This window comes from Rhodovulum viride (genome assembly GCF_003265965.1).
GTDB lineage: Bacteria > Pseudomonadota > Alphaproteobacteria > Rhodobacterales > Rhodobacteraceae > Rhodovulum > Rhodovulum kholense.
The window spans coordinates 58,483-76,939 of record NZ_MUAV01000010.1 but is presented as its reverse complement, the minus strand read 5'-3'; the positions used below and the strand labels follow the sequence as shown (position 1 = coordinate 76,939).

General features: G+C 68.3%; 13 protein-coding genes. 6 read left to right on the top strand and 7 right to left on the bottom strand.

Annotation, left to right across the window (positions count from 1 at the left end; translation table 11 throughout):
- Positions 1–3: 3 nt before the first annotated feature.
- Together secD and yajC are read right to left on the bottom strand one after the other, a co-directional pair.
- Positions 4–1,665: a protein translocase subunit SecD gene (gene secD, locus BYZ73_RS10445; protein ID WP_112315897.1), complete on the bottom strand. Its 1,662-nt coding sequence runs from the start codon at positions 1,663–1,665 to the stop codon at positions 4–6.
- Between the two features lie 6 nt (positions 1,666–1,671).
- Entirely contained in the window at positions 1,672–2,001 is a 330-nt protein-coding gene (gene yajC, locus BYZ73_RS10440) for a preprotein translocase subunit YajC (protein WP_108026688.1), read from the bottom strand.
- Positions 2,002–2,166: 165 nt separating this feature from the next.
- Between yajC and BYZ73_RS10435 the strand changes: the two genes are divergently transcribed.
- The 4 genes from BYZ73_RS10435 to BYZ73_RS10420 all read left to right on the top strand — a co-directional run bounded on the left by BYZ73_RS10435 (position 2,167) and on the right by BYZ73_RS10420 (position 6,312).
- Positions 2,167–2,892 (top strand): trypsin-like serine peptidase, encoded by a 726-nt coding sequence (locus tag BYZ73_RS10435; RefSeq protein ID WP_181498018.1) that lies wholly within the window; start codon positions 2,167–2,169, stop codon positions 2,890–2,892.
- 78 nt (positions 2,893–2,970) lie between these two features.
- Positions 2,971–4,278, top strand: coding sequence for a pentapeptide repeat-containing protein (locus BYZ73_RS10430; protein WP_112315895.1), 1,308 nt, complete (start codon positions 2,971–2,973; stop codon positions 4,276–4,278).
- 40 nt (positions 4,279–4,318) lie between these two features.
- Positions 4,319–5,611, top strand: a complete 1,293-nt coding sequence (gene serS / locus BYZ73_RS10425) for a serine--tRNA ligase (RefSeq protein ID WP_108026679.1) — start codon at positions 4,319–4,321, stop codon at positions 5,609–5,611.
- A complete protein-coding gene (locus tag BYZ73_RS10420) occupies positions 5,608–6,312 on the top strand; it encodes a hypothetical protein (protein WP_108026676.1) in 705 nt (234 codons plus the stop codon). Before serS ends, BYZ73_RS10420 begins: the two co-directional genes overlap by 4 nt.
- Positions 6,313–6,463: 151 nt before the next feature.
- On the opposite strand, the gene der is transcribed toward BYZ73_RS10420, so the two are convergent.
- The 3 genes from der to BYZ73_RS10405 form a co-directional block, all read right to left on the bottom strand.
- Positions 6,464–7,936, bottom strand: coding sequence for a ribosome biogenesis GTPase Der (der, locus tag BYZ73_RS10415; protein WP_112315894.1), 1,473 nt, complete (start codon positions 7,934–7,936; stop codon positions 6,464–6,466).
- Between the two features lie 47 nt (positions 7,937–7,983).
- Positions 7,984–9,297 (bottom strand): PQQ-like beta-propeller repeat protein, encoded by a 1,314-nt coding sequence (locus tag BYZ73_RS10410; protein ID WP_108026670.1) that lies wholly within the window; start codon positions 9,295–9,297, stop codon positions 7,984–7,986.
- A 61-nt stretch (positions 9,298–9,358) separates the two neighbouring features.
- Complete coding sequence (locus tag BYZ73_RS10405; protein ID WP_108026667.1) at positions 9,359–10,012, bottom strand: tetratricopeptide repeat protein; 654 nt, start codon at positions 10,010–10,012, stop codon at positions 9,359–9,361.
- Positions 10,013–10,259: 247 nt separating this feature from the next.
- Here BYZ73_RS10405 and BYZ73_RS10400 point away from each other — a divergent pair, with 247 nt between their 5' ends.
- Positions 10,260–11,474, top strand: a complete 1,215-nt coding sequence (locus BYZ73_RS10400; protein ID WP_108026663.1) for an efflux RND transporter periplasmic adaptor subunit — start codon at positions 10,260–10,262, stop codon at positions 11,472–11,474.
- Positions 11,471–15,025, top strand: coding sequence for an efflux RND transporter permease subunit (locus BYZ73_RS10395; RefSeq protein ID WP_112315893.1), 3,555 nt, complete (start codon positions 11,471–11,473; stop codon positions 15,023–15,025). Before BYZ73_RS10400 ends, BYZ73_RS10395 begins: the two co-directional genes overlap by 4 nt.
- A 148-nt stretch (positions 15,026–15,173) precedes the next feature.
- Here the strand turns inward: BYZ73_RS10395 and BYZ73_RS10390 are convergent, their stop codons facing one another.
- Positions 15,174–17,015, bottom strand: coding sequence for an ABCB family ABC transporter ATP-binding protein/permease (locus BYZ73_RS10390; RefSeq protein WP_112315892.1), 1,842 nt, complete (start codon positions 17,013–17,015; stop codon positions 15,174–15,176).
- A 71-nt stretch (positions 17,016–17,086) separates the two neighbouring features.
- Positions 17,087–18,451: a LysM peptidoglycan-binding domain-containing protein gene (locus tag BYZ73_RS10385; protein ID WP_146746282.1), complete on the bottom strand. Its 1,365-nt coding sequence runs from the start codon at positions 18,449–18,451 to the stop codon at positions 17,087–17,089.
- Positions 18,452–18,457 lie beyond the last annotated feature (6 nt).

Sequence of the window (18,457 nt, the reverse complement as noted above, 5' to 3'; positions counted from 1 at the left end):
CCCTCACAGCACGATGGTCTTGGGGCGGCGGCGTTCCATCCACATCACGACCATCAGCCGCGTGACGTAGATCGCGGCGAAGACCGAGGTGACGATGCCGATGGCCAGCGTCACGGCGAAACCGCGCACCGGACCTGAGCCCATGACAAACAGGATCACCGCCGTCAGGAAGGTGGTGATGTTGGCGTCGAGAATGGCCGAAAGCGCGCGCTGATAGCCCAGCTCGATGGCCCGCGCGGGCCCCTTGGCGGTTTTCAGTTCCTCGCGGATGCGCTCGAAAACCAGCACGTTGGCATCGACCGCCATGCCGATGGTCAGCACGATCCCGGCGATGCCCGGCAGGGTCAGCGTGGCGCCGATCAGCGACAGAAGGCCGAAGATCAGCCCGATATTGACGATCAGCGCGACATTGGCGAACAGCCCGAACAACCCGTAGCTGGCCCACATGAAGCCGAGGACCAGCAGGAAGGCGGCGGCCGAGGCGATCTTGCCCGCCTCGATCGAATCGGCGCCGAGCTGCGGGCCGATGGTCCGTTCCTCGAGGAAGGTCAACTCGGCCGGCAACGCCCCCGCGCGCAACAGAACCGCCAGATTGGTCGATTCCTCGACCGAGAAATTGCCGGTGATCTGGCCGGACCCCGACGGGATCGCCTCGCGGATCACCGGGGCCGAGATGACCTCGTCGTCCAGAACGATGGCAAAGGGCGAGCCGACATTCTCGGCCGTGTACTGGCCGAACTTGCGCGCCCCCGACGGATTGAAGCGGAAGGTGACCGAGGGCGCGCCGTTCTGGTCGAAGGCGGGCTGGGCATCGGTCAGATCCTCGCCAGAAACGACAGGCGTCTTCTCGATGATGTAATAGGTGCCCTTTTCGTCCATCGACGGCAGCAGGACATTGCTGGCCCCGGGCGCCTCGTTCGGGTTGGTGGTGCGCGAGACGACCGGGTTGAAGGTCAGCCGCGCGGTGGTGCCGATCAGCGCCTTCAGCTCGTCGGCCGAGCCGATGCCCGGCACCTCGATCAGGATGCGGTCCTCGCCCTGGCGCTGGATCGTCGGCTCGCGGGTGCCGACCTCGTCGATCCGGCGGCGCACGATTTCCAGCGACTGGCGCAGGGTGCGGTCGATGGTGGCCTGCTTCTCGGGCTCGGACAGCTGCACGGTCAGCACCGCGCCCTCGCCCGAAACCTCGATATCCGAGGCCCCGACGCCGGTCAGGCTGACGATCGGCCGCGTGAGCGCCCGCACCGCCTCAAGCGCGGCGGCCATGCCTTCGGGCTCGCTCAGCCGTACCTGCAAAAGACCCGGCGTGCCCTCGATCCGACGGATCGGACCGACCTGGTCGCGGACCGCCCGCAGCGCGTCGCGCACATCGGGCCAGAGCGCATCCATGCGGTCGGCAAAGACGTCCTCGACCTGGACCTCGGCCAGCAGATGCGCGCCGCCGCGCAGATCGAGGCCCAGATTGACCAGCCCCGAGGGCAGCCAGCCGGGCCATCCGTCGCGGCTGGCGATCAGTTCAGGGGTCGCGCCCTGGGTCTCGATGGCCTTGAGGGCATCGTTATGCCCCTCGACCCGGGAGTAGAACACGTTGGGCGCGGCGAAGAGCAGCCCCAAAAGTACAAGCCCCCAGACCGTGGCCCGTTTCCAAAGCGCGAAATCCAGCATGGGCGATCAGGCCTTTTCCGCCGGCTCGGTCCGGTTCAGCACCTGAGCGATGGTCTGGCGCACGACGCGGACCTTGACGTTTTCGGCGATCTCGACCTCGACCTCGCCATCGTCCTTGACCTTGGACACCTTGCCGATCAGCCCGCCCTGGGTGATCACCTGGTCGCCGCGGCGCAGCGCATCGACCATCGCCTTGTGTTCCTTGGCTTTCTTCTGCTGCGGGCGGATCAGAAGGAAATACATGATCGCGAAGATCAGGATCAGCGGCAGAAACGAGCCGAAGGCGCCGACGGCGCCGCCGCCGGCCGCTTGCGCGAAGGCAGGCGTTGCAAACATATGGAAAATCCCCGTGTCCGAAGGGCGAACGGGCCGCCCGGTTTTCAGTCGCGGCGCACCCTATCCGTGGGTCTTCTGCTTGGCAAGGCGCTGCGCCGGGGCTTCAAATGGCGGCGCGAAGCAGGCATATCAAGGGCCATGCGACCTCCGATCCGCCCGCGTGCCGTGCTGCCCCTTCTCCTTGCCGTCGCGCTGGGGGCTGCGGCCCTGCCCGCCGCCCATGCCGCGGGCGCCCGGGACCGGGATCGCAACGGGGCCGAGCCGCTGGCCGAGGCACAGCACCGCGCCTGGCGCGCCATCGGCCGGGTCAACGTGGCGGGCTTCGACACGGGAGGCTTCTGCACCGGCACGCTGATCGCGCCCGACCGGGTGCTGACCGCGGCCCATTGCCTTTACGCGCTCCGGGGCGGCACGAAGGCCCAGCCCGGTCAGGTGCATTTCCTCGCGGGCTGGTACAAGGGCACCTATGCCGCCCACCGCACCGCCAGCGCGATCCTGTCGAACCCGGGCTTTCATCCGGGAAAGAAACCGGATTCCCGCAGCTTGCGCGCCGATGTTGCGATCCTGGTTCTGGAAGCACCGATCACGGACATCCCGCCCCTGCCGGTCGCCACGCCCGATCTGGTCGGCCCCCGCGTGACAGTGATCGGCTATCGCCGCGACCGGCTGAACGCCCTGACCCGGGTCGCGGATTGCCGGGTCGTGGTCCAGAGCCCCGGCATGGCCGCCCTCGGCTGCCCGGTCGTTCAGGGCACCTCGGGCGCGCCGGTGCTGCAACGCGAGGGGTCGCGCTGGTCAGTCGTGGGCGTCGTCTCCGCCTCGGTCAGCGGCGCGGGCGAGATCCACTCGGTCGCCGCCCGCCCCAGCGCCACCTTCCTCGCGGGCCGCTAGGCGCGCCGGACCGGGCCGCGCAAACCGGTTCCCTCCCGCGCGCATTCCGGGCAGTCTTGGGCGCAGGGGGGAACGACAATGACGGCACACCGCTCGCGTCTCGTCGACTGGGCCAGCCATCTCTGGCGGCCGGATTTCAAACGGTTCAGCGGCTTCGGCTGGATTGTTCGCCTGGTGCTGGCATTGCCCCTGCTCGCACTGGCGATCATCGCGCTGGCTCTCATTGCCGGAACTATTGTCAACTTCATCATGGCCCTTGCCGGACGAGGCGATTTCGCCGGCCCCGATCACCATTCCGAAGCGATCCACGATATCGGTCTCGTGCTCGCTGCGCTTGTAGGCGTCCCCTTTCTGGTCTGGCGCTCCATTGTCGCATATCGACAAGTCAACGTCGCCGAACAGGGCCTCATCACCGACCGCCTGAACAAGGCGGTCGAGGGGCTGGGGGCGGAAAAGACGGTCAAGCGGCGGCTAACGCATCCGGACGGTACGACCGAGATCGAAGAGACGACCGCGCCCAATATCGAGGTCCGCATCGGCGCGATCTACGCGCTCGAGCGCATCAGCCGCGACAGTGACCGCGACCATGTGAACGTCATGGAGATCCTCTGCGCCTATATCCGCGAGAACGCTCCGGCGTCCAGTGCAAGGAACCCGGAGGATGACGGCATTGAAACTCCAAATCAACTGTCAGAAATTGCGTCGGTTGACGATAGGAAAGCTCACCTGAAGATGGTCACAAAGCGCAATCTTCTAATGGCGTCTTGGCTTCTAAAACGCGAGAATATTCGTCCACCTCGCAGCGATGTTGGAATAGCTCTGGCCGTGATCGGTCGCCGCGCACCTGACCGAGTTGTTCTGGAAAAGAGCAGCGGCGCTTACCAAAGGCAGCCTTCTTACCGGCTAGACTTGAGAAACACTAGCCTTCAGCTTGCAGATCTCAATGAACGCGATTTTTCAGAAGCACGTCTTACGGGAGCGCGCCTTGAGGGAGCAAACCTCAGACAAACACTAATGCGAAGAGCCGACCTCATAGGTGCAACTATGGACGGCTCTAGACTAAGCGATAGTAACTTAGACGGAGCCAATTTAAGTGTTGCACAACTCGATGGAGCTACGCTTTCCCGAGCAAAACTATCCCCATCGACTAAGCTCATTGGCACTAGCATTCGGGGCGCGGCAATAAAAGGCCTAGACTTTAGCGGCATCTGGATACGACAAGAGCAGATTGAGACGGCGTTTGGTGATGGCTCAACCATTATCGGCAACCTGCAACGGCCAACGCATTGGCCATCTGCCGATCTCGAAGACTATACCTTCAGTATTGAATACAACTGCTGGCGCGCCGATCCGGCCTCTTACGTCCCCCCTCAGGATCGGGCATAACCGGCCCGAGACAAAGACCCAGACCACCCGAGGACAAGACATGCACGACATCCGCGCCATCCGCGAAACCCCCGACGCTTTCGACGCCGCCCTGGCGCGCCGCGGGCTGGCGCCGGTCTCGCCCGCGATCCTTGCGCTGGACGAATCCCGCCGCGCCAAGATCTCTGCCGCCGAAGAGGCCCAGGCCGCGCGCAACGCCGCCTCTAAGGAGGTCGGCGCCGCCAAGGCCCGGGGCGACGAGGCCGAATTCGAACGCCTGCGCGCGCTGGTGGCCGAGAAGAAGGACGAAATCGCCCGGCTCGATGACGAGGCCAAGGCCGAGGATGCCCGCCTGCGCGAGATGCTGATGGGGCTGCCGAACCTGCCGCTGGCCGATGTGCCCGACGGGCCCGACGAGACCGCCAATGTCGAGCGGCACCGCTGGGGCACACCGCCCGAACTGAGCTTTCCGGCGAAAGAGCATTACCAGTTGCCGGGCGTTGCCGCGGGCATGGATTTCGAAACCGCGGCCAAGCTGTCGGGCGCGCGTTTCGTGGTGCTGAAAGGCGCGGTGGCCCGCATCCACCGGGCGCTGGCGCAGTTCATGCTGGATACCCACGTCACCGAGAACGGGCTGACCGAGGTCAACGCGCCGGTGCTGGTGCGCGAAGAGATGATGTACGGCACCGGCCAGCTGCCGAAATTCGGCGAGGACAGCTATCAGACCCGCGAGGGCTGGTGGCTGATCCCGACCTCGGAAGTGACGCTGACCAACACCGTCAACGACACGCTGCTGGACGAGGCCGACCTGCCCCGCCGGATGACCGCGCATTCGCTTTGCTTCCGGTCCGAGGCGGGCTCGGCGGGGCGCGACACGGCCGGAATGCTGCGCCAGCACCAGTTCGAGAAGGTCGAGATGGTGTCGATTGTGCATCCCGATCAGGGCCTTGATGAGCTGGAACGGATGACGCGCTGTGCCGAGGGGATCCTCGAAAAGCTCGGCCTGCCCTACCGGACGGTCGTGCTGTGCACCGGCGACATGGGCTTCGGCGCGCGGCGCACCCATGACCTCGAGGTCTGGCTGCCGGGACAGGCGACCTATCGCGAGATTTCCTCGGTGTCCTATTGCGGCGACTTCCAGGCGCGGCGGATGAATGCAAGGTTCCGGCCCGCGAGCGGCGGCAAGCCCGATTATGTCCACTCCCTGAACGGGTCCGGCCTTGCGGTCGGGCGCTGCCTGATCGCGGTGCTGGAAAACGGCCAGCGCGAGGACGGCTCGGTCGCCCTGCCCGAGGCGCTCGCCCCCTGGCTCGGCGGCAAGACGCTGCTGACAGTTGAAGGAGAACTGGCATGATCGACCCGGTCAAGGCGGTCCTCGTCTTCGTCGCCACCGTTTTCTTCGTCGCCTCGGCACTGATGCCGGGTGGGTTCTCTGGCTTCGAGCCCTCGCAATTCCCGATCCCGCAGGACCATCCGCCGGTGCAGCCCGCGGGCTATGCCTTCGCGATCTGGAGCGTGATCTATGTCTGGCTGGTGATCTCGGCCGGGTTCGGGCTGTTCCGCCGCGCCCGCGACGGCGCGTGGGAACGTTGCCGCCTGCCCTTGATCCTGTCGCTGGCCCCCGGTGCGGCCTGGATCGGGGTTGCGCAACTTTCGCCGGTCTGGGCGTCGCTGCTGTTGTGGTGGATGGCCGCCATGGCGATCTGGGCGCTGGTCGAGACGCCGCTGATCGACCGCTGGTGGCTGCAGGCGCCGGTCGGGCTTTATGCGGGCTGGCTGACTGCGGCCAGCTGGGTCTCGGTCGGCCTTCTGGGCGCGGGCCATGGCATTGTTTTCGGCGAGACCGCCTGGGCCCTGATCGCGCTTCTGGGCGCGCTCGCGACCGGCGCGGCGGTGCTTTTCCCGCTCGACCGCGCGCCCGCCTATGGCGTGGCATTGATCTGGGGGCTTGGCGGGATCGTCGTCGCGAACCTTTTCAGCGCGCCGCTCGTCGCCATTGCCGCGCTTGCGGGTGCTGTCGTGATCGGCTTTCTCACGGTGCGCGCCGCCACCTGAGGCGTGCCACCCTGACCCCATTGCGCGGCCTGCACCGGTTCATGGGTATTTAGGCCAAGAAGAAGAGACGGTCTGGGCTTCTTCTTGGTTCAAATACCCATGACGGACCAGACGAAGAAGGACGCCGCCTCCAGGGCGGCGCCGAGCCGGATCAGCTGCCGGACTTCTTCTCAATGTGCTTCCTGAGCCGCGAGGGCGTCTTTTTCTTCTTGGCCCGGAACGGGTTGCGGTCGCCCTGGCCACGGAAGGTCAGCCGGATCGGGGTGCCCGGCATCCCGAAATCCTCGCGCAGCCCGTTGACCAGATAGCGGCGATAGCTTTCCGGCAGCTTTTCGGGAACCGAGGCCATCACCACGAAGGCCGGCGGCCGGGTCTTGACCTGGGTCATGTAGCGCAGCTTGATCCGGCGCCCGCCGGGCGCGGGCGGCGGGTGCATCTCGAGCATGCCCGCGAGCCAGCGGTTCAGCCGCGCGGTCGGCACCCGCCGGTTCCAGACGGTGTAGGCCGAGATCACCGCGTCGTGCAGCCGGTCGAGCCCGCGCCCGGTCAGCGCCGAAACCGTCACCAGCGGCGCGCCGCGCAGCTGCGGCAGAAGCCGGGCGAATTCTTCCTTCAGCGCGATCAGCTTGTCCTGACGGTCGGTCTCGAGATCCCATTTGTTGACGGCGATGACGACGGCGCGGCCCTCTCGCTCGGCCAGATCGGCGATCTTGAGGTCCTGCGCCTCGAACGGGATCTGCGCATCGAGCAGCACGACCACGACCTCGGCAAACTTGACCGCCCGGAGCCCGTCCGACACCGACAGCTTTTCCAGCTTGTCCTGGACCTTGGCGCGCTTGCGCATGCCCGCGGTATCGAACAGCCGGACCGGCGTGCCCTGCCAATCCATCGACAGCGAAATCGAATCGCGGGTGATGCCCGCCTCGGGGCCGGTCAACAGCCGGTCCTCGCCGAGGATCTGGTTGATCAGCGTCGACTTTCCTGCATTGGGGCGCCCGACCACCGCGACCTGCAAAGGGCGCGCTGCGGTCGGCATCCGGACCGGCGCCTCCATGTCCTCGTCGTCATCCTCGTCGGACAGATCGACATCGACCTCGGGCGCGGCCTCGGCATCGAGCCGCGCCTCGGCAGCCTCGATCAGCGGGGCAAGAACGGCATGCAGCTCGGCCATGCCCTCGCCATGTTCGGCCGACAGCCTGAGCGGTTCGCCCAGCCCCAGCGCATAGGCCTCAAGGAATCCTGCATCGGCGGCGCGGCCCTCGGACTTGTTGGCCCCGAGGATCACATGGGCGGATTTCTTGCGCAGGATGTCGGCAAAGACCTCGTCGGCGGCCAGAACGCCCGCCCGCGCGTCGATCATGAAGAGACAGGCATCGGCCATGCCCACCGCGCGCTCGGTCAGCTTGCGCATCCGGCCCTGCAGGCTTTCGTCGGTCGCCTCTTCCAGCCCGGCCGTGTCGACCACGGTAAAGCGCAGATCGCCCAGCCGCGCCTCGCCCTCGCGCAGGTCGCGGGTCACGCCGGGCTGGTCGTCGACCAGCGCCAGGCGCTTGCCCACCAGACGATTGAACAGCGTCGACTTGCCGACATTGGGCCGGCCGACGATGGCCAGGGTAAAACTCATGGGTCTCTCCGAACCGGATCAGACCGCCCGCCTACACCATCCGGCGCCTAGCGGAAAGCCTCGAGTTCCCCGCGCTCGGACAGCACGTAAAGCGTGCCGCCCGCCACCACCGGCCGCGAGGCGGCGCCGCCGGGCAGGTCGATTTCCGCCAGCACCGCTCCCGACGCCGGGTCAAAGCCCCGAAGCCAGCCGTCATCCGAGGCGACCCAGATCCGCCCGCCCGCGAGGATCGGCCCGTAATGGGCATAGACGGCCTTGCGTTTCTTGGGTTTCTTCTTGGTGAAATAGGGCAGGTCCACCGACCAGATCCGGCTGCCGTCGCGGGCGTCGAGCCGCACCAGCTTGTCCTGATCGGTCATGAAGAAGACCGAGCCGCCCACCGGCAGCATCGCGCCGTAAGCCCCGTCCTCGGCGGTCCAGATCCGTTCGCCCGAATTGACGTCGAGCGCGACCGAGCGGCCCGACTGGTTGCCCGCGAAAAGCACGTTGCCCGCGACCACCGGATCGCCGGTGATGTCGGTCACCGAGGCATAGACCGCGCCGCGCCGCTGACCGGCGACCGCCGCGCCCCAGACCCGCACCCCGCTTTGGCGCAGGGCCGCGACCAGATCGGCCGAGCTGAACGGGAAGATCGCCAGCCGGTCGGTGACCGCAGGCGCGGCGCCCCCCAGCATTCCGGCGGGCGCGGGCGTGCCCGGGATCTGCCATTGCACCCGGCCGTCGGCCGCCGAGATCGCCCAGGCACGGTTGTCGCGGCTGACGAAATAGACGATGCCGTCGCGATAGGCGGGCGGACCCGAAATCGCGGCATCGGCCTTCTGGGTCCAGAGCTCGGCCCCGGTCGCGGGATCGAGCGCGATCAGCGTGCCATAGCCCGTGGTGGCGAAAAGCCGCCCGTCGCCATAGGCGAGCCCGCCGCCGCTGACATCCTTGCCGCGCTTGCCCTCGGGCCGCAGGTCGGCCTTCCACAGAAGCTTGCCGTCGGCCGAGACCGCCGCGGCCTGGCTGCGCGCGTCGAGCGTGTAGATCACGCCGCCCGCCACCACCGGCGGCGCCGTGATCCGGTAGCGGCGGCTGTTGCCCGCCCCGATCGAGGTCGACCAGATCCGCGCTGGCGTTGCCGAAAGCGCCGCATGGGGCGTCAGGTGTTCCGGGTTGCCGCCCAGTTGCGGCATGTCGGCCACCGCCTGCGGGGCCGGCAGCGCGATGTCGCGCGCCTCGGGCAGCTCGGGCTGCACCGTCTCGAGGCCCAGCGCCTCGCGCACGCCCAGCCGCTCACCCTGCAGGATCTCTTCCTTGTCGCCGCACCCCGCGACGAGGGCGACCAGCGCCAAGACGCTCGTTACATGGCCGAATTTCACTGTCGCTGTCCCCTCGATCCTGGGCTCGTCCCGTCTGGCCGCCCGGCCGCCTGCGGCCGCATCAGCCGGCGTCCGGCGATCCGCCGAGCGCCACAATCAACCGACTGGCGCGCTGACGCAAGTCCGCGCTGGCCTCGGCATCGTCAAGCAGGCCGCGCAGCCGATCCAGCGCCGCCTCGGTGCGGTCCGCGTCGATCTCGGCATAGGCCATCTGTTCCAGTGCCAGCGTCCGGAACGGCCGTCCCGGCGCCGCCAGCGGCTCGAGCGCGGCCAGCCGCGCCTCGGGCGCCATGTCGCTGCCCCGCATCAGAACAAGCTTCAGCGCCGCCAGATCCGACAGATAAGGCGGCAGGGAGGCATCGGCGGCGATGGCATCGAGCCGCTCGGTCGCGGCGATCCGTCCGGCGGCATCCGGCGCCTCGGCGGCGGCCAGAAGCGCCACCAGCGCCCCGGCCGGGCCGTCGGCGCCGATCCGGCCCAGCGCCTCGGCGCGGGCCGCCGCATCGCGGATCTCTATCGCATCGAGAATGCTGTCGCCCAGTGCCTGCGCGGCGGCCTCCTGCCGGGCGATGCTCCATTCGCGCCAGGCGGCGGCGCCCACCAGTCCGACGATGATCAGGGCCGCGAGCCAGCCATAGCGGCGCATCCAGGCGAACAGGCGGTCGCGGCGGACCTCGTCGGTCACTTCCTGGATGAAACTGTCGGGATTGGTCATGGGCGTCTCGGCGGTCCGGCTGCTTGGGCTCTGCTGGCGCCCGTCTTAGCGCAGCGCTTGCCCCTTTGCAAAGCCCCGCGACCATGGCCGCCGCACGGCGCCGGAACGCTTGTACGCCCTGCCCGTTTGATCGTACCATCGCGGCATGGGTCAGGGCGGCCGGTCCGGGCCCGTCCCGCGCCGCCCCGCCTTGCCGGGACGACAGCGACCGGCCCCGAAGCGCGCGACGAGAAAGGCAAGGCAGTCCATGCGTTGGATCTCGATGCTCACCGCCCTGCTGGTGACGGTCAGCTTTTACCTGCTGATGATGGAACGGGACCGCGTGATGGTCTTTGCCGGGGTGGAACCCGCCCCAGCGCCAGCCGCAGATACCGGCGCCTCCGGACCGCAAAAAGTGTCGGTCGTTGTCCAGCGCAGCACGGCACAGCAGGTTCAGGGCGGCGTCCGGCTGCGCGGCGAGACCGAGGCCGCGCGCAGCGTCGAGGTGCTGGCCGAGACCGACGGCCGGGTGATCTCGGAGCCCCTCAAGAAAGGCAGCGCGGTCGCGGCCGGGCAGACCCTGTGCCGGATCGAACCGGGCACGCGGCCCTCGGCACTGGCCCAGGCCCGGGCGGTGCTGGCCGAATCCCGCGCCCGCCTGCCCGAGGCCCGCGCCGCCGTCGCCCAGGCCCGCGCCCAGCTGGAAGAGGCCCGGATCAACGACCGCGCCGCCCGGCGGCTGTCGCAAGAGGGCTACGCCTCGGACACGAGGGTCGCCGGCACCGCCGCCGCGGTCTCGACCGCCGAGGCGGCGGTGGCCTCGGCCACAGCCGGGCTCGAGGCCGTCGAGACCACGCGCAAGACCGCCGAGGCCCAGATCGCCGCCGCCGAGATCGAGATCGGACGGCTGACCATCGCGGCCCCCTTCGCGGGCATGCTGGACGAGGACACCGCAGAGCTGGGCACGCTGATGCAGCCCGGCTTGCTCTGCGCCAAGGTCATCGCGCTCGATCCGATCCGGCTGGTGGGCGCGGTGCCCGAAACCGAGGTCGACAAGATCCGCGTCGGCGCGCCCGCCGGGGGCAGGCTGCTCTCGGGGCGGGAGATCGCGGGCCGCGTCACCTTCGTCGCGCGCACGACCGACCCCGCCACCCGCACCTTCCGCGTCGAGGTCGAGGCCCCCAATGCCGACGGGGCGATCCGCGCCGGGCAAAGCGTCGAGATCGGCATCGCCGGCCCCGCCCGCAGCGGCCATCTGGTGCCGCCCTCGGCGCTGACGCTGGACGATGCCGGTCGGCTGGGACTGCGCTATGCAGATGAAACCGGCCATGCCCGCTTTGCGCCCGTCGAGGTGATCCGCGACGCCCCAGAAGGCATCTGGGTCGCGGGCCTGCCCGACAGCGCCGATGTGATCGTGGTCGGGCAGGAATTCGTGTCGGACGGCACTCCGGTCGAGGTCAGCTATCGCGAGACGCCGCAATGACCGGTCTTGTCGACTGGGCCGCCGCGCGGGCGCGCATGGTCGTGGCTTTCGTGCTGATGTCGCTGGTCGCGGGCGCGCTCGCCTATATCGAGCTGCCCAAGGAGGGCGAGCCCGATATCGAGATCCCGGCGCTGTTCATCTCGGTCCCCTTCCCCGGCATCTCGGCCGAGGATGCGGAAAAGCTGCTGATCAAGCCGATGGAAACCGAGCTGTCCGATCTCGACGGGCTTGATTCGATGACCGCGACGGCGCGCGAGAACTATGCCGGGGTCGCGCTGGAATTCGACTTCGGCTGGGACAAGACCAAGATCCTGGCCGATGTGCGCGACCGGATGAACAAGGCCGAGGCCGATTTTCCCGACGGCTACGAGAAATACACGATCTCCGAGATCAACTTCTCGGAATTTCCGATCCTCGTCGTGAACCTGTCGGGCGAGGTGCCGGAACGGACGCTGGTGCGTGCGGCCAAGGACCTGCAGGACCGGCTCGAGGCGCTCGACCCGGTGCTTGAGGTGTCGATGGCGGGCCAGCGCGACGAGATGCTCGAGGTGATCCTCGATCCGCTGAAGCTCGAGTCCTACAACGTCACGGCGCAGGAACTGGTCAATGTCGTCACCGCCAACAACCAGCTGATCGCCGCCGACGAGGTCGAGACGGCGAACGGCGCCTTCGCGGTCAAGATCCCGGCCTCCTTCGACGACCCCTCGGACGTCTACGACCTGCCGGTCAAGGTCAACGGCAACCGGGTGGTGCGGCTGGGCGATCTGGCCGAGATCCGGCTGACCTTCGAGGACCGCAGCTCGACCGCGCGCTTCAACGGCGAACCGACGCTGGCGCTGCAGGTGGTCAAGCGCAAGGGCTTCAACATCATCGACACCTCGCGGCTGGTGCGCGAGGAGGTCGAAAAGGCCCGCGCCGACTGGGCGCCCGAGCTGCGCCAGGCCATCGTGGTCACGACCTCGAACGACCAGTCGACCAATGTGGAATCGATGGTGCGCCAGCTTGAAGGGTCGGTTCTGACCGCCATCGCGCTGGTGATGGTGGTGGTGCTGGCCTTTCTCGGCACCCGCTCGGCGCTGCTGGTGGGCTTCGCGATCCCGACCTCGTTTCTCTTGTGTTTCGTGCTGCTGGCGATCCTCGACGTCACCGTGTCGAACATCGTCATGTTCGGGCTGATCCTTGCGGTCGGCATGCTGGTCGACGGCGCCATCGTGGTCGTCGAATATGCCGACCGCCGCATTGCCGAGGGCACCGGGCCGATGCATGCCTTCGCCGATGCGGCCAAGCGGATGTTCTGGCCCATCGTCAGTTCGACCGCGACCACGCTTTGCGCCTTCCTGCCGATGCTGTTCTGGCCCGGCGTCGCGGGCGAGTTCATGGGGCTTTTGCCGGTCACGCTGATCTTCGTGCTGTCGGCAAGCCTGGTGGTCGCGCTGGTCTACCTGCCGGTGGTGGGCGGGGTCGCGGGCCGGTTCTCGCGGGTGCTCTGGCGTCTCACCGAGCGGCTGAGGCCCTTGCCGAAGGGCTTGCGTCTCGGGCTGATGGCGCTGGCTCTTGCGATGGCCTTCCTTGGCGCGATGCGGATGCTGAACCCGGCCTGGCCCGCGCCCGGCCCGGCCAGTTCGGGGCCGCTTGCGATGCTGCCGGGGCTGGTGTTGTTCACGCTGGGCCTGATCGGCTGTTCGCTGGCGGTGAACGCGCTGCGGGACCCGCAGCCCGAGCCGGTCAAGGCGGGCTACCGCCCGACCCTCTTCGGTCGGCTGATCCGCGCCATCGCGGGCAATCCGGTGATGCCGCTGGTCACCGCCGGGGCCGTGATCGCCTTCGTCGCCGGGGTCTTCGTCTATTACGGCAAGCACAATAACGGGGTCGAGTTCTTCGTGAAGACCGAACCCGAACAGGCCATCGTCTATGTCCGCGCGCGGGGCAACCTGTCGATCGACGAGAAGGACGCGCTGCTGAAGTCGGCCGAGCGCATCGTGCTGGCCGAACCCGGGGTCGAGAACGTCTTTTCCTTCGCGGGCGAAGGCGGGCTCAGACAGAACACGGGCGGCGCACAGCCGCCGCTCGACACCATCGGCCAGGTCCAGATCGAGCTGATGCCCTGGCAGGAGCGCGCCGCCGACCCCGATCTGCATGGCGGCCTGATCCTCGCCCGGATCGAACGCAAGCTGGCCCAGATCCCCGGCATCCGGACCGAGATCCTGAACCTGTCGGATGGCCCCGCCTCGGCCAAGCCGGTGCATCTGCGGCTGAAGGGCGACAATTGGGACGATCTGTCGGCCGCCACCCAGATCGCCCTCGACCGGTTCGAAGCGACCGAGGGGCTCCGCGACGTCGAGGATACCCGCCCCCTGCCCGGCATCGACTGGCAGGTCGATGTCGATACCGAAGAGGCCGGACGTTTCGGCGCCTCGGCGGTGCTGGCCGGGCAGATGGTCCAGCTGGTCACCCGCGGCATCCTGCTCGACACGATGCGGGTGCCCTCCTCGGACGAGGAAATCGACATCCGCGTGCGCCTGCCCGAACGCGACCGGCTGCTGTCCACGCTCGACACGCTGAAGGTGCGGACCGAGGTCGGGCTGGTGCCGCTGTCGAATTTCGTGACGATCACGCCGGTGCGCAAGATCGGGCGGATCAACCGGGTCGACGGCAAGCGCTATTTCGACGTCAAGGCGGCGGTCGCCGACGGGCTCACGACAGTCGAGGGCCAGCCGATCAACGCCAACGAGCGGATCGCGACCCTGACCCGCTGGCTCGACACGGGGCCGTTTCCGCAGGGCATCAGCTGGGAATGGACCGGCGATCAGGAGGATCAGGAGGAAAGCACCGCCTTCCTGTCGAAAGCCTTCACCGCGGCGCTGGGGCTGATGTTCATCATCCTGCTGGCGCAGTTCAACAGCTTCTACAATTCGGTGCTGGTGCTACTGGCGGTGGTGCTGTCCTCGGCGGGCGTGCTGATCGGGATGCTGGTGATGGGCCAGCCCTTCTCGATCATCATGACCGGGACCGGGGTCGTCGCGCTGGCCGGGATCGTCGTGAACAACAACATCGTGCTGATCGACACCTATCAGGACTATGCCCGCTACATGCCGCGGATCGAGGCCATCGTGCGCACCTGCGAGGACCGCATCCGTCCGGTCTTCCTGACCACGGTCACGACCATGGCGGGCTTGCTGTCGATGATGCTGGGAGTCAGCTTCGACTTTGCCAATGGCGGCTATACCCAGGGCAGTCCGGCCTCGCTGTGGTGGACCCAGCTGGCGACGGCGGTGGTCTTCGGGCTGGGCGTGGCGACCGTGCTGACGCTGGTCTTCACGCCCTCGCTGCTGGCATTGCGCGAATGGGTGCGGGCGGGCGCCTACGGATCGGTCCGCCGTCTGGCTGCGCTCAGCGCGGGCCCCGACAGCCGCGCCGCCCGCGACCTCGCCCTGACCCGCGCCGCCGCGCGGCTCGACGCGCCCGAGATCGTCTGGACCGAGGCCCCGGAGCCGCCACAGGCCGACGGCGGGTCCAAAGGCAAGCCGGACGGCCTTCGCGCCGCCGAATGACCGCGCTCCCTGCCCCGACGCGGGGCCATGTGGCGAACCGGGACGCCATGGGTATTTTTGCCAAGAAGAAGATTGCAGGCGAGAGGGCTCGGCCGGGGAACGGGTCCGGGCGGATGGTTTGGCGAGGCCCCGCCGAAGCCGGGCGCAGTCACTCGGCGGCGATGTCGTCGTCCTCGCCCGCCTGCTGGCGCTGCCACATGGCGGCATAGCGGCCGCCGCAGGCCAGAAGCGCCTCATGCGTGCCGCGTTCGATCACATGGCCGTCCTCCAGCACCACGATCTCGTCGGCATCGACGATGGTCGACAGCCGGTGCGCGATGGCGATCACCGTGCGGCCCTCGCCCATCGCCTTGAGTTCCGACTGGATGCCCGCCTCGGTCTCGGAATCGAGCGCCGAGGTGGCCTCGTCGAGCAGCAGGATCGGCGGGTTCTTCAGAAGCGTCCGGGCGATGCCCACCCGCTGTTTCTCGCCGCCCGACAGCTTGAGCCCGCGTTCGCCGACCAGCGTCTCATAGCCCTTGGGCAGGGCCGTCACGAAGTCGTGGATCTTGGCGGCGCGGGCCGCGGCCTCGATCTCGGCGGGGCTCGCGTCGGGGCGGCCATAGGCGATATTGTAAAGGATGGTGTCGTTGAACAGAACCGTGTCCTGCGGCACGACGCCGATGGCGCGGTGCAGGCTGTCCTGGGTGACCTCGCGCAGGTCCTGCCCGTCGATGGTCACCGCGCCGCCGGTCACGTCGTAGAAGCGGAAGAGAAGCCGCCCGATGGTGGACTTGCCCGCCCCCGACGGCCCGACGATGGCGACCTTGCGCCCCGCCGGAACGGTGAACGAGACGCCCTGCAGGATCGGCCGCTCGGGCTCGTAGCCGAAGCGCACGTCGCGGAACTCGACCGCGCCGCCCGTCACCTTCAGCGCAGGCGCGCCGGGCCGGTCGGTGACCTCGGCGGGCTGTTCCAGAAGCGCGAACATGTCGCCCATGTCGATCAGGCTTTGCCGGATCTCGCGATAGACCGCGCCGAGAAAGTTCAGCGGCATGGTGATCTGGATCATGTAGGCGTTGACCATGACGAAATCGCCCACCGTCAGCTGGCCCGCCTGCACCCCCATCGCGGCCATGACCATCACCGCGATCATGCCCAGCGTGATGATGAGGGCTTGGCCGAAATTAAGCAGCGCCAGCGAATAGGAGGTCTTGATCGCGGCGTCCTCATAGCCTTCCATCGCGCGGTCGTAACGGTCGGCCTCGCGCGACTCGGCGCCGAAATACTTGACCGTCTCGAAGTTCAGCAGGCTGTCGATGGCCTTCTGGTTGGCGTCGGTGTCCTGGTCGTTCATCCGGCGGCGGATCTTCACCCGCCAGTCGGTGACGACGAAGGTGAACTTGAAATAGACCGCGATCACCGCCGCCACGACGCCGAGATACCACAGATCGAAGGCCAGCGCGAAGACAACGCCGACCATCGCAAGTTCGACGATCAGCGGGCCGATGCTGAACAACAGGAACCGCAACAGGAACTCGACGCCCTTCACGCCGCGTTCCATCACCCGCGACAGACCCCCGGTCTTGCGCGAGATGTGATAGCGCAGCGACAGCCGGTGGATATGGGTGAAGGTTTCCAGCGCCAGCCGCCTCAGCGCACGTTGCCCGACCCGGGAGAAGATCGCGTCGCGCAGCTGCTGAAAGCCGGTATTCATCAGCCGCGCCATGCCATAGGCGACGGTCAGGCCGACCGCCCCCACGGCCAGCAGCAACGTGTCGTCGCGGGTCTCGCCGGTCAGGCTGTCGACGGCAGCCTTGTAGAGGAAGGGCGTGCCGACCGAAACCACCTTGGCCAGCAGAAGGGCGGCCAGCGCCAGCACGACCCGGCGCTTGACCCAGCCCTGACCCGGGGGCCAGAGATAGGGTGCGACCTTGCGGATCGTGCGCATGCCCTGGTCGCGATCGAACTGCGACAGGTCTGCGGTTGTGGGGCGTTTGCCACGGCGCATCGGACGGCCTTCCTAAGGGGAGCGCGGCAGACCCTAGCGCCGGATGCCGGAAAAGGCCAGCGACGCGCGGGCTACTCGCCCCGAGGAAGATCGAAGATCTGGCCGGGATAGATCAGGTCGGGGTCGCGGATCTGGCCGCGATTGGCCTCGAAGATCTTCACGTATTGCATGCCCCGGCCATAGGTGCGGTCGGCGATGCCCCACAGCGTGTAACCCGGTTGCACGGTGATCACCCGAACGCCGGTCGCGCCCCCGGGCCCCGCGGGCGGCGCGGCGGTGGCGGCGATTTCGGCAGGAGCCTCGCGGTGGAAGGGCGTCTCGAAGCGCGCGGCGACGCTGCCATCGGCGGCCAGCAGATCGGCCCGCAGCGCATAAAGCCCGGCGGCGATTTCGGGCGCGCGCAGCGTCCAGCGTCCGGTACCGTCGATGCCGGTCTCGGCCAGCGGCGCGTTGTCGAGATAGATCCGCAACTGGCCCCCGGGGCGGCCGCGCCCGGCAAGGTTCACCGCGCCTCCCGCATCGTAGGTGATCGCGTCGAGCGTCACGCCCGAAACCGGCGCGGCGTCCCCGTCCTGCGGCGGTTCGACAAGGCGCACGCCCTCGGCATCCGAGATCAGGATCGCGGGCGCGGCGGGCGGGGCCTCGATCACCGGCCTGTCCGTCGGGGCGGTCGCAGAGGTGCCGTTGTCCGACAGGCCGTCCGCCACCGCCGGTTGGGGAGCCGGCGCGCCGCTATCTGCCGCCTGATCTGCCGCCTGTTCGTCCGCCTGCGCGCCCCCGGCCGCAGGTTCGGCCTCGACGGCGGGCGGAACCGGGAACGGACCTTGAGACGGATCGGGCGATGGGGCGAGGATCACCGTGGCCTCGGACGGGGTCGTGCGCCCGTCGGCGCGGAGCATCGAGAGCGAGATCCGGCGCGGATCGTCGCTCTGGTCCAGATCGAACAGCACCGCGAAATCGCCATCGGCACCGACCTCGGTGCGGGCAGCCTCGCGGCCCTCGACCAGGATCGCGACCGAACTGCCGACTTCGGCACGACCCGCGATCAGGGCGTCGCCCTCGGGGCCGACCCGCACCACGTCGAAGGCGGGCGCGGCGGCCTCCGGCGGCGGCGCTATATCCGAGCGGTCGCCCCGGGGCGCGGCCCCGGGCGGGACGTGACCGGCGGCCTGTCCGGCTTCGGGGTCGGCGTCAGGGGCCGCAACGTCAGGGGGTGAAGAGTCCGGGCTGCCGTGGGACGGTGCCGCAGAAGGGCCGGTCGACCGATCAGTCGACGGGCCAGATTGCGGAACGGCCGACGGGGCTGCGACGGGCGCCTGCGCGTCGGCCTTGCGGTCGTCGTCGCGGTCAAGGAACCATGCCACGACCATCAGCACCAGAAGCGCCTCGCCGCCGAGGATCGCCCAGGTCCAGACCGACCGCTTGCTCTCCGACATCACCTT

Bases quoted from the DNA above. Each gene is read 5' to 3' on its own strand.
- secD (WP_112315897.1), bottom strand. From the start codon at position 1,665: ATGCTGGATTTCGCGCTTTGGAAACGGGCCACGGTCTGGGGGCTTGTA.
- yajC (WP_108026688.1), bottom strand. From the start codon at position 2,001: ATGTTTGCAACGCCTGCCTTCGCGCAAGCGGCCGGCGGCGGCGCCGTC.
- BYZ73_RS10430 (WP_112315895.1), top strand. From the start codon at position 2,971: ATGACGGCACACCGCTCGCGTCTCGTCGACTGGGCCAGCCATCTCTGG.
- serS (WP_108026679.1), top strand. From the start codon at position 4,319: ATGCACGACATCCGCGCCATCCGCGAAACCCCCGACGCTTTCGACGCC.
- BYZ73_RS10420 (WP_108026676.1), top strand. From the start codon at position 5,608: ATGATCGACCCGGTCAAGGCGGTCCTCGTCTTCGTCGCCACCGTTTTC.
- der (WP_112315894.1), bottom strand. From the start codon at position 7,936: ATGAGTTTTACCCTGGCCATCGTCGGCCGGCCCAATGTCGGCAAGTCG.
- BYZ73_RS10405 (WP_108026667.1), bottom strand. From the start codon at position 10,012: ATGACCAATCCCGACAGTTTCATCCAGGAAGTGACCGACGAGGTCCGC.
- BYZ73_RS10400 (WP_108026663.1), top strand. From the start codon at position 10,260: ATGCGTTGGATCTCGATGCTCACCGCCCTGCTGGTGACGGTCAGCTTT.
- BYZ73_RS10395 (WP_112315893.1), top strand. From the start codon at position 11,471: ATGACCGGTCTTGTCGACTGGGCCGCCGCGCGGGCGCGCATGGTCGTG.
- BYZ73_RS10390 (WP_112315892.1), bottom strand. From the start codon at position 17,015: ATGCGCCGTGGCAAACGCCCCACAACCGCAGACCTGTCGCAGTTCGAT.
- BYZ73_RS10385 (WP_146746282.1), bottom strand. From the start codon at position 18,451: ATGTCGGAGAGCAAGCGGTCGGTCTGGACCTGGGCGATCCTCGGCGGC.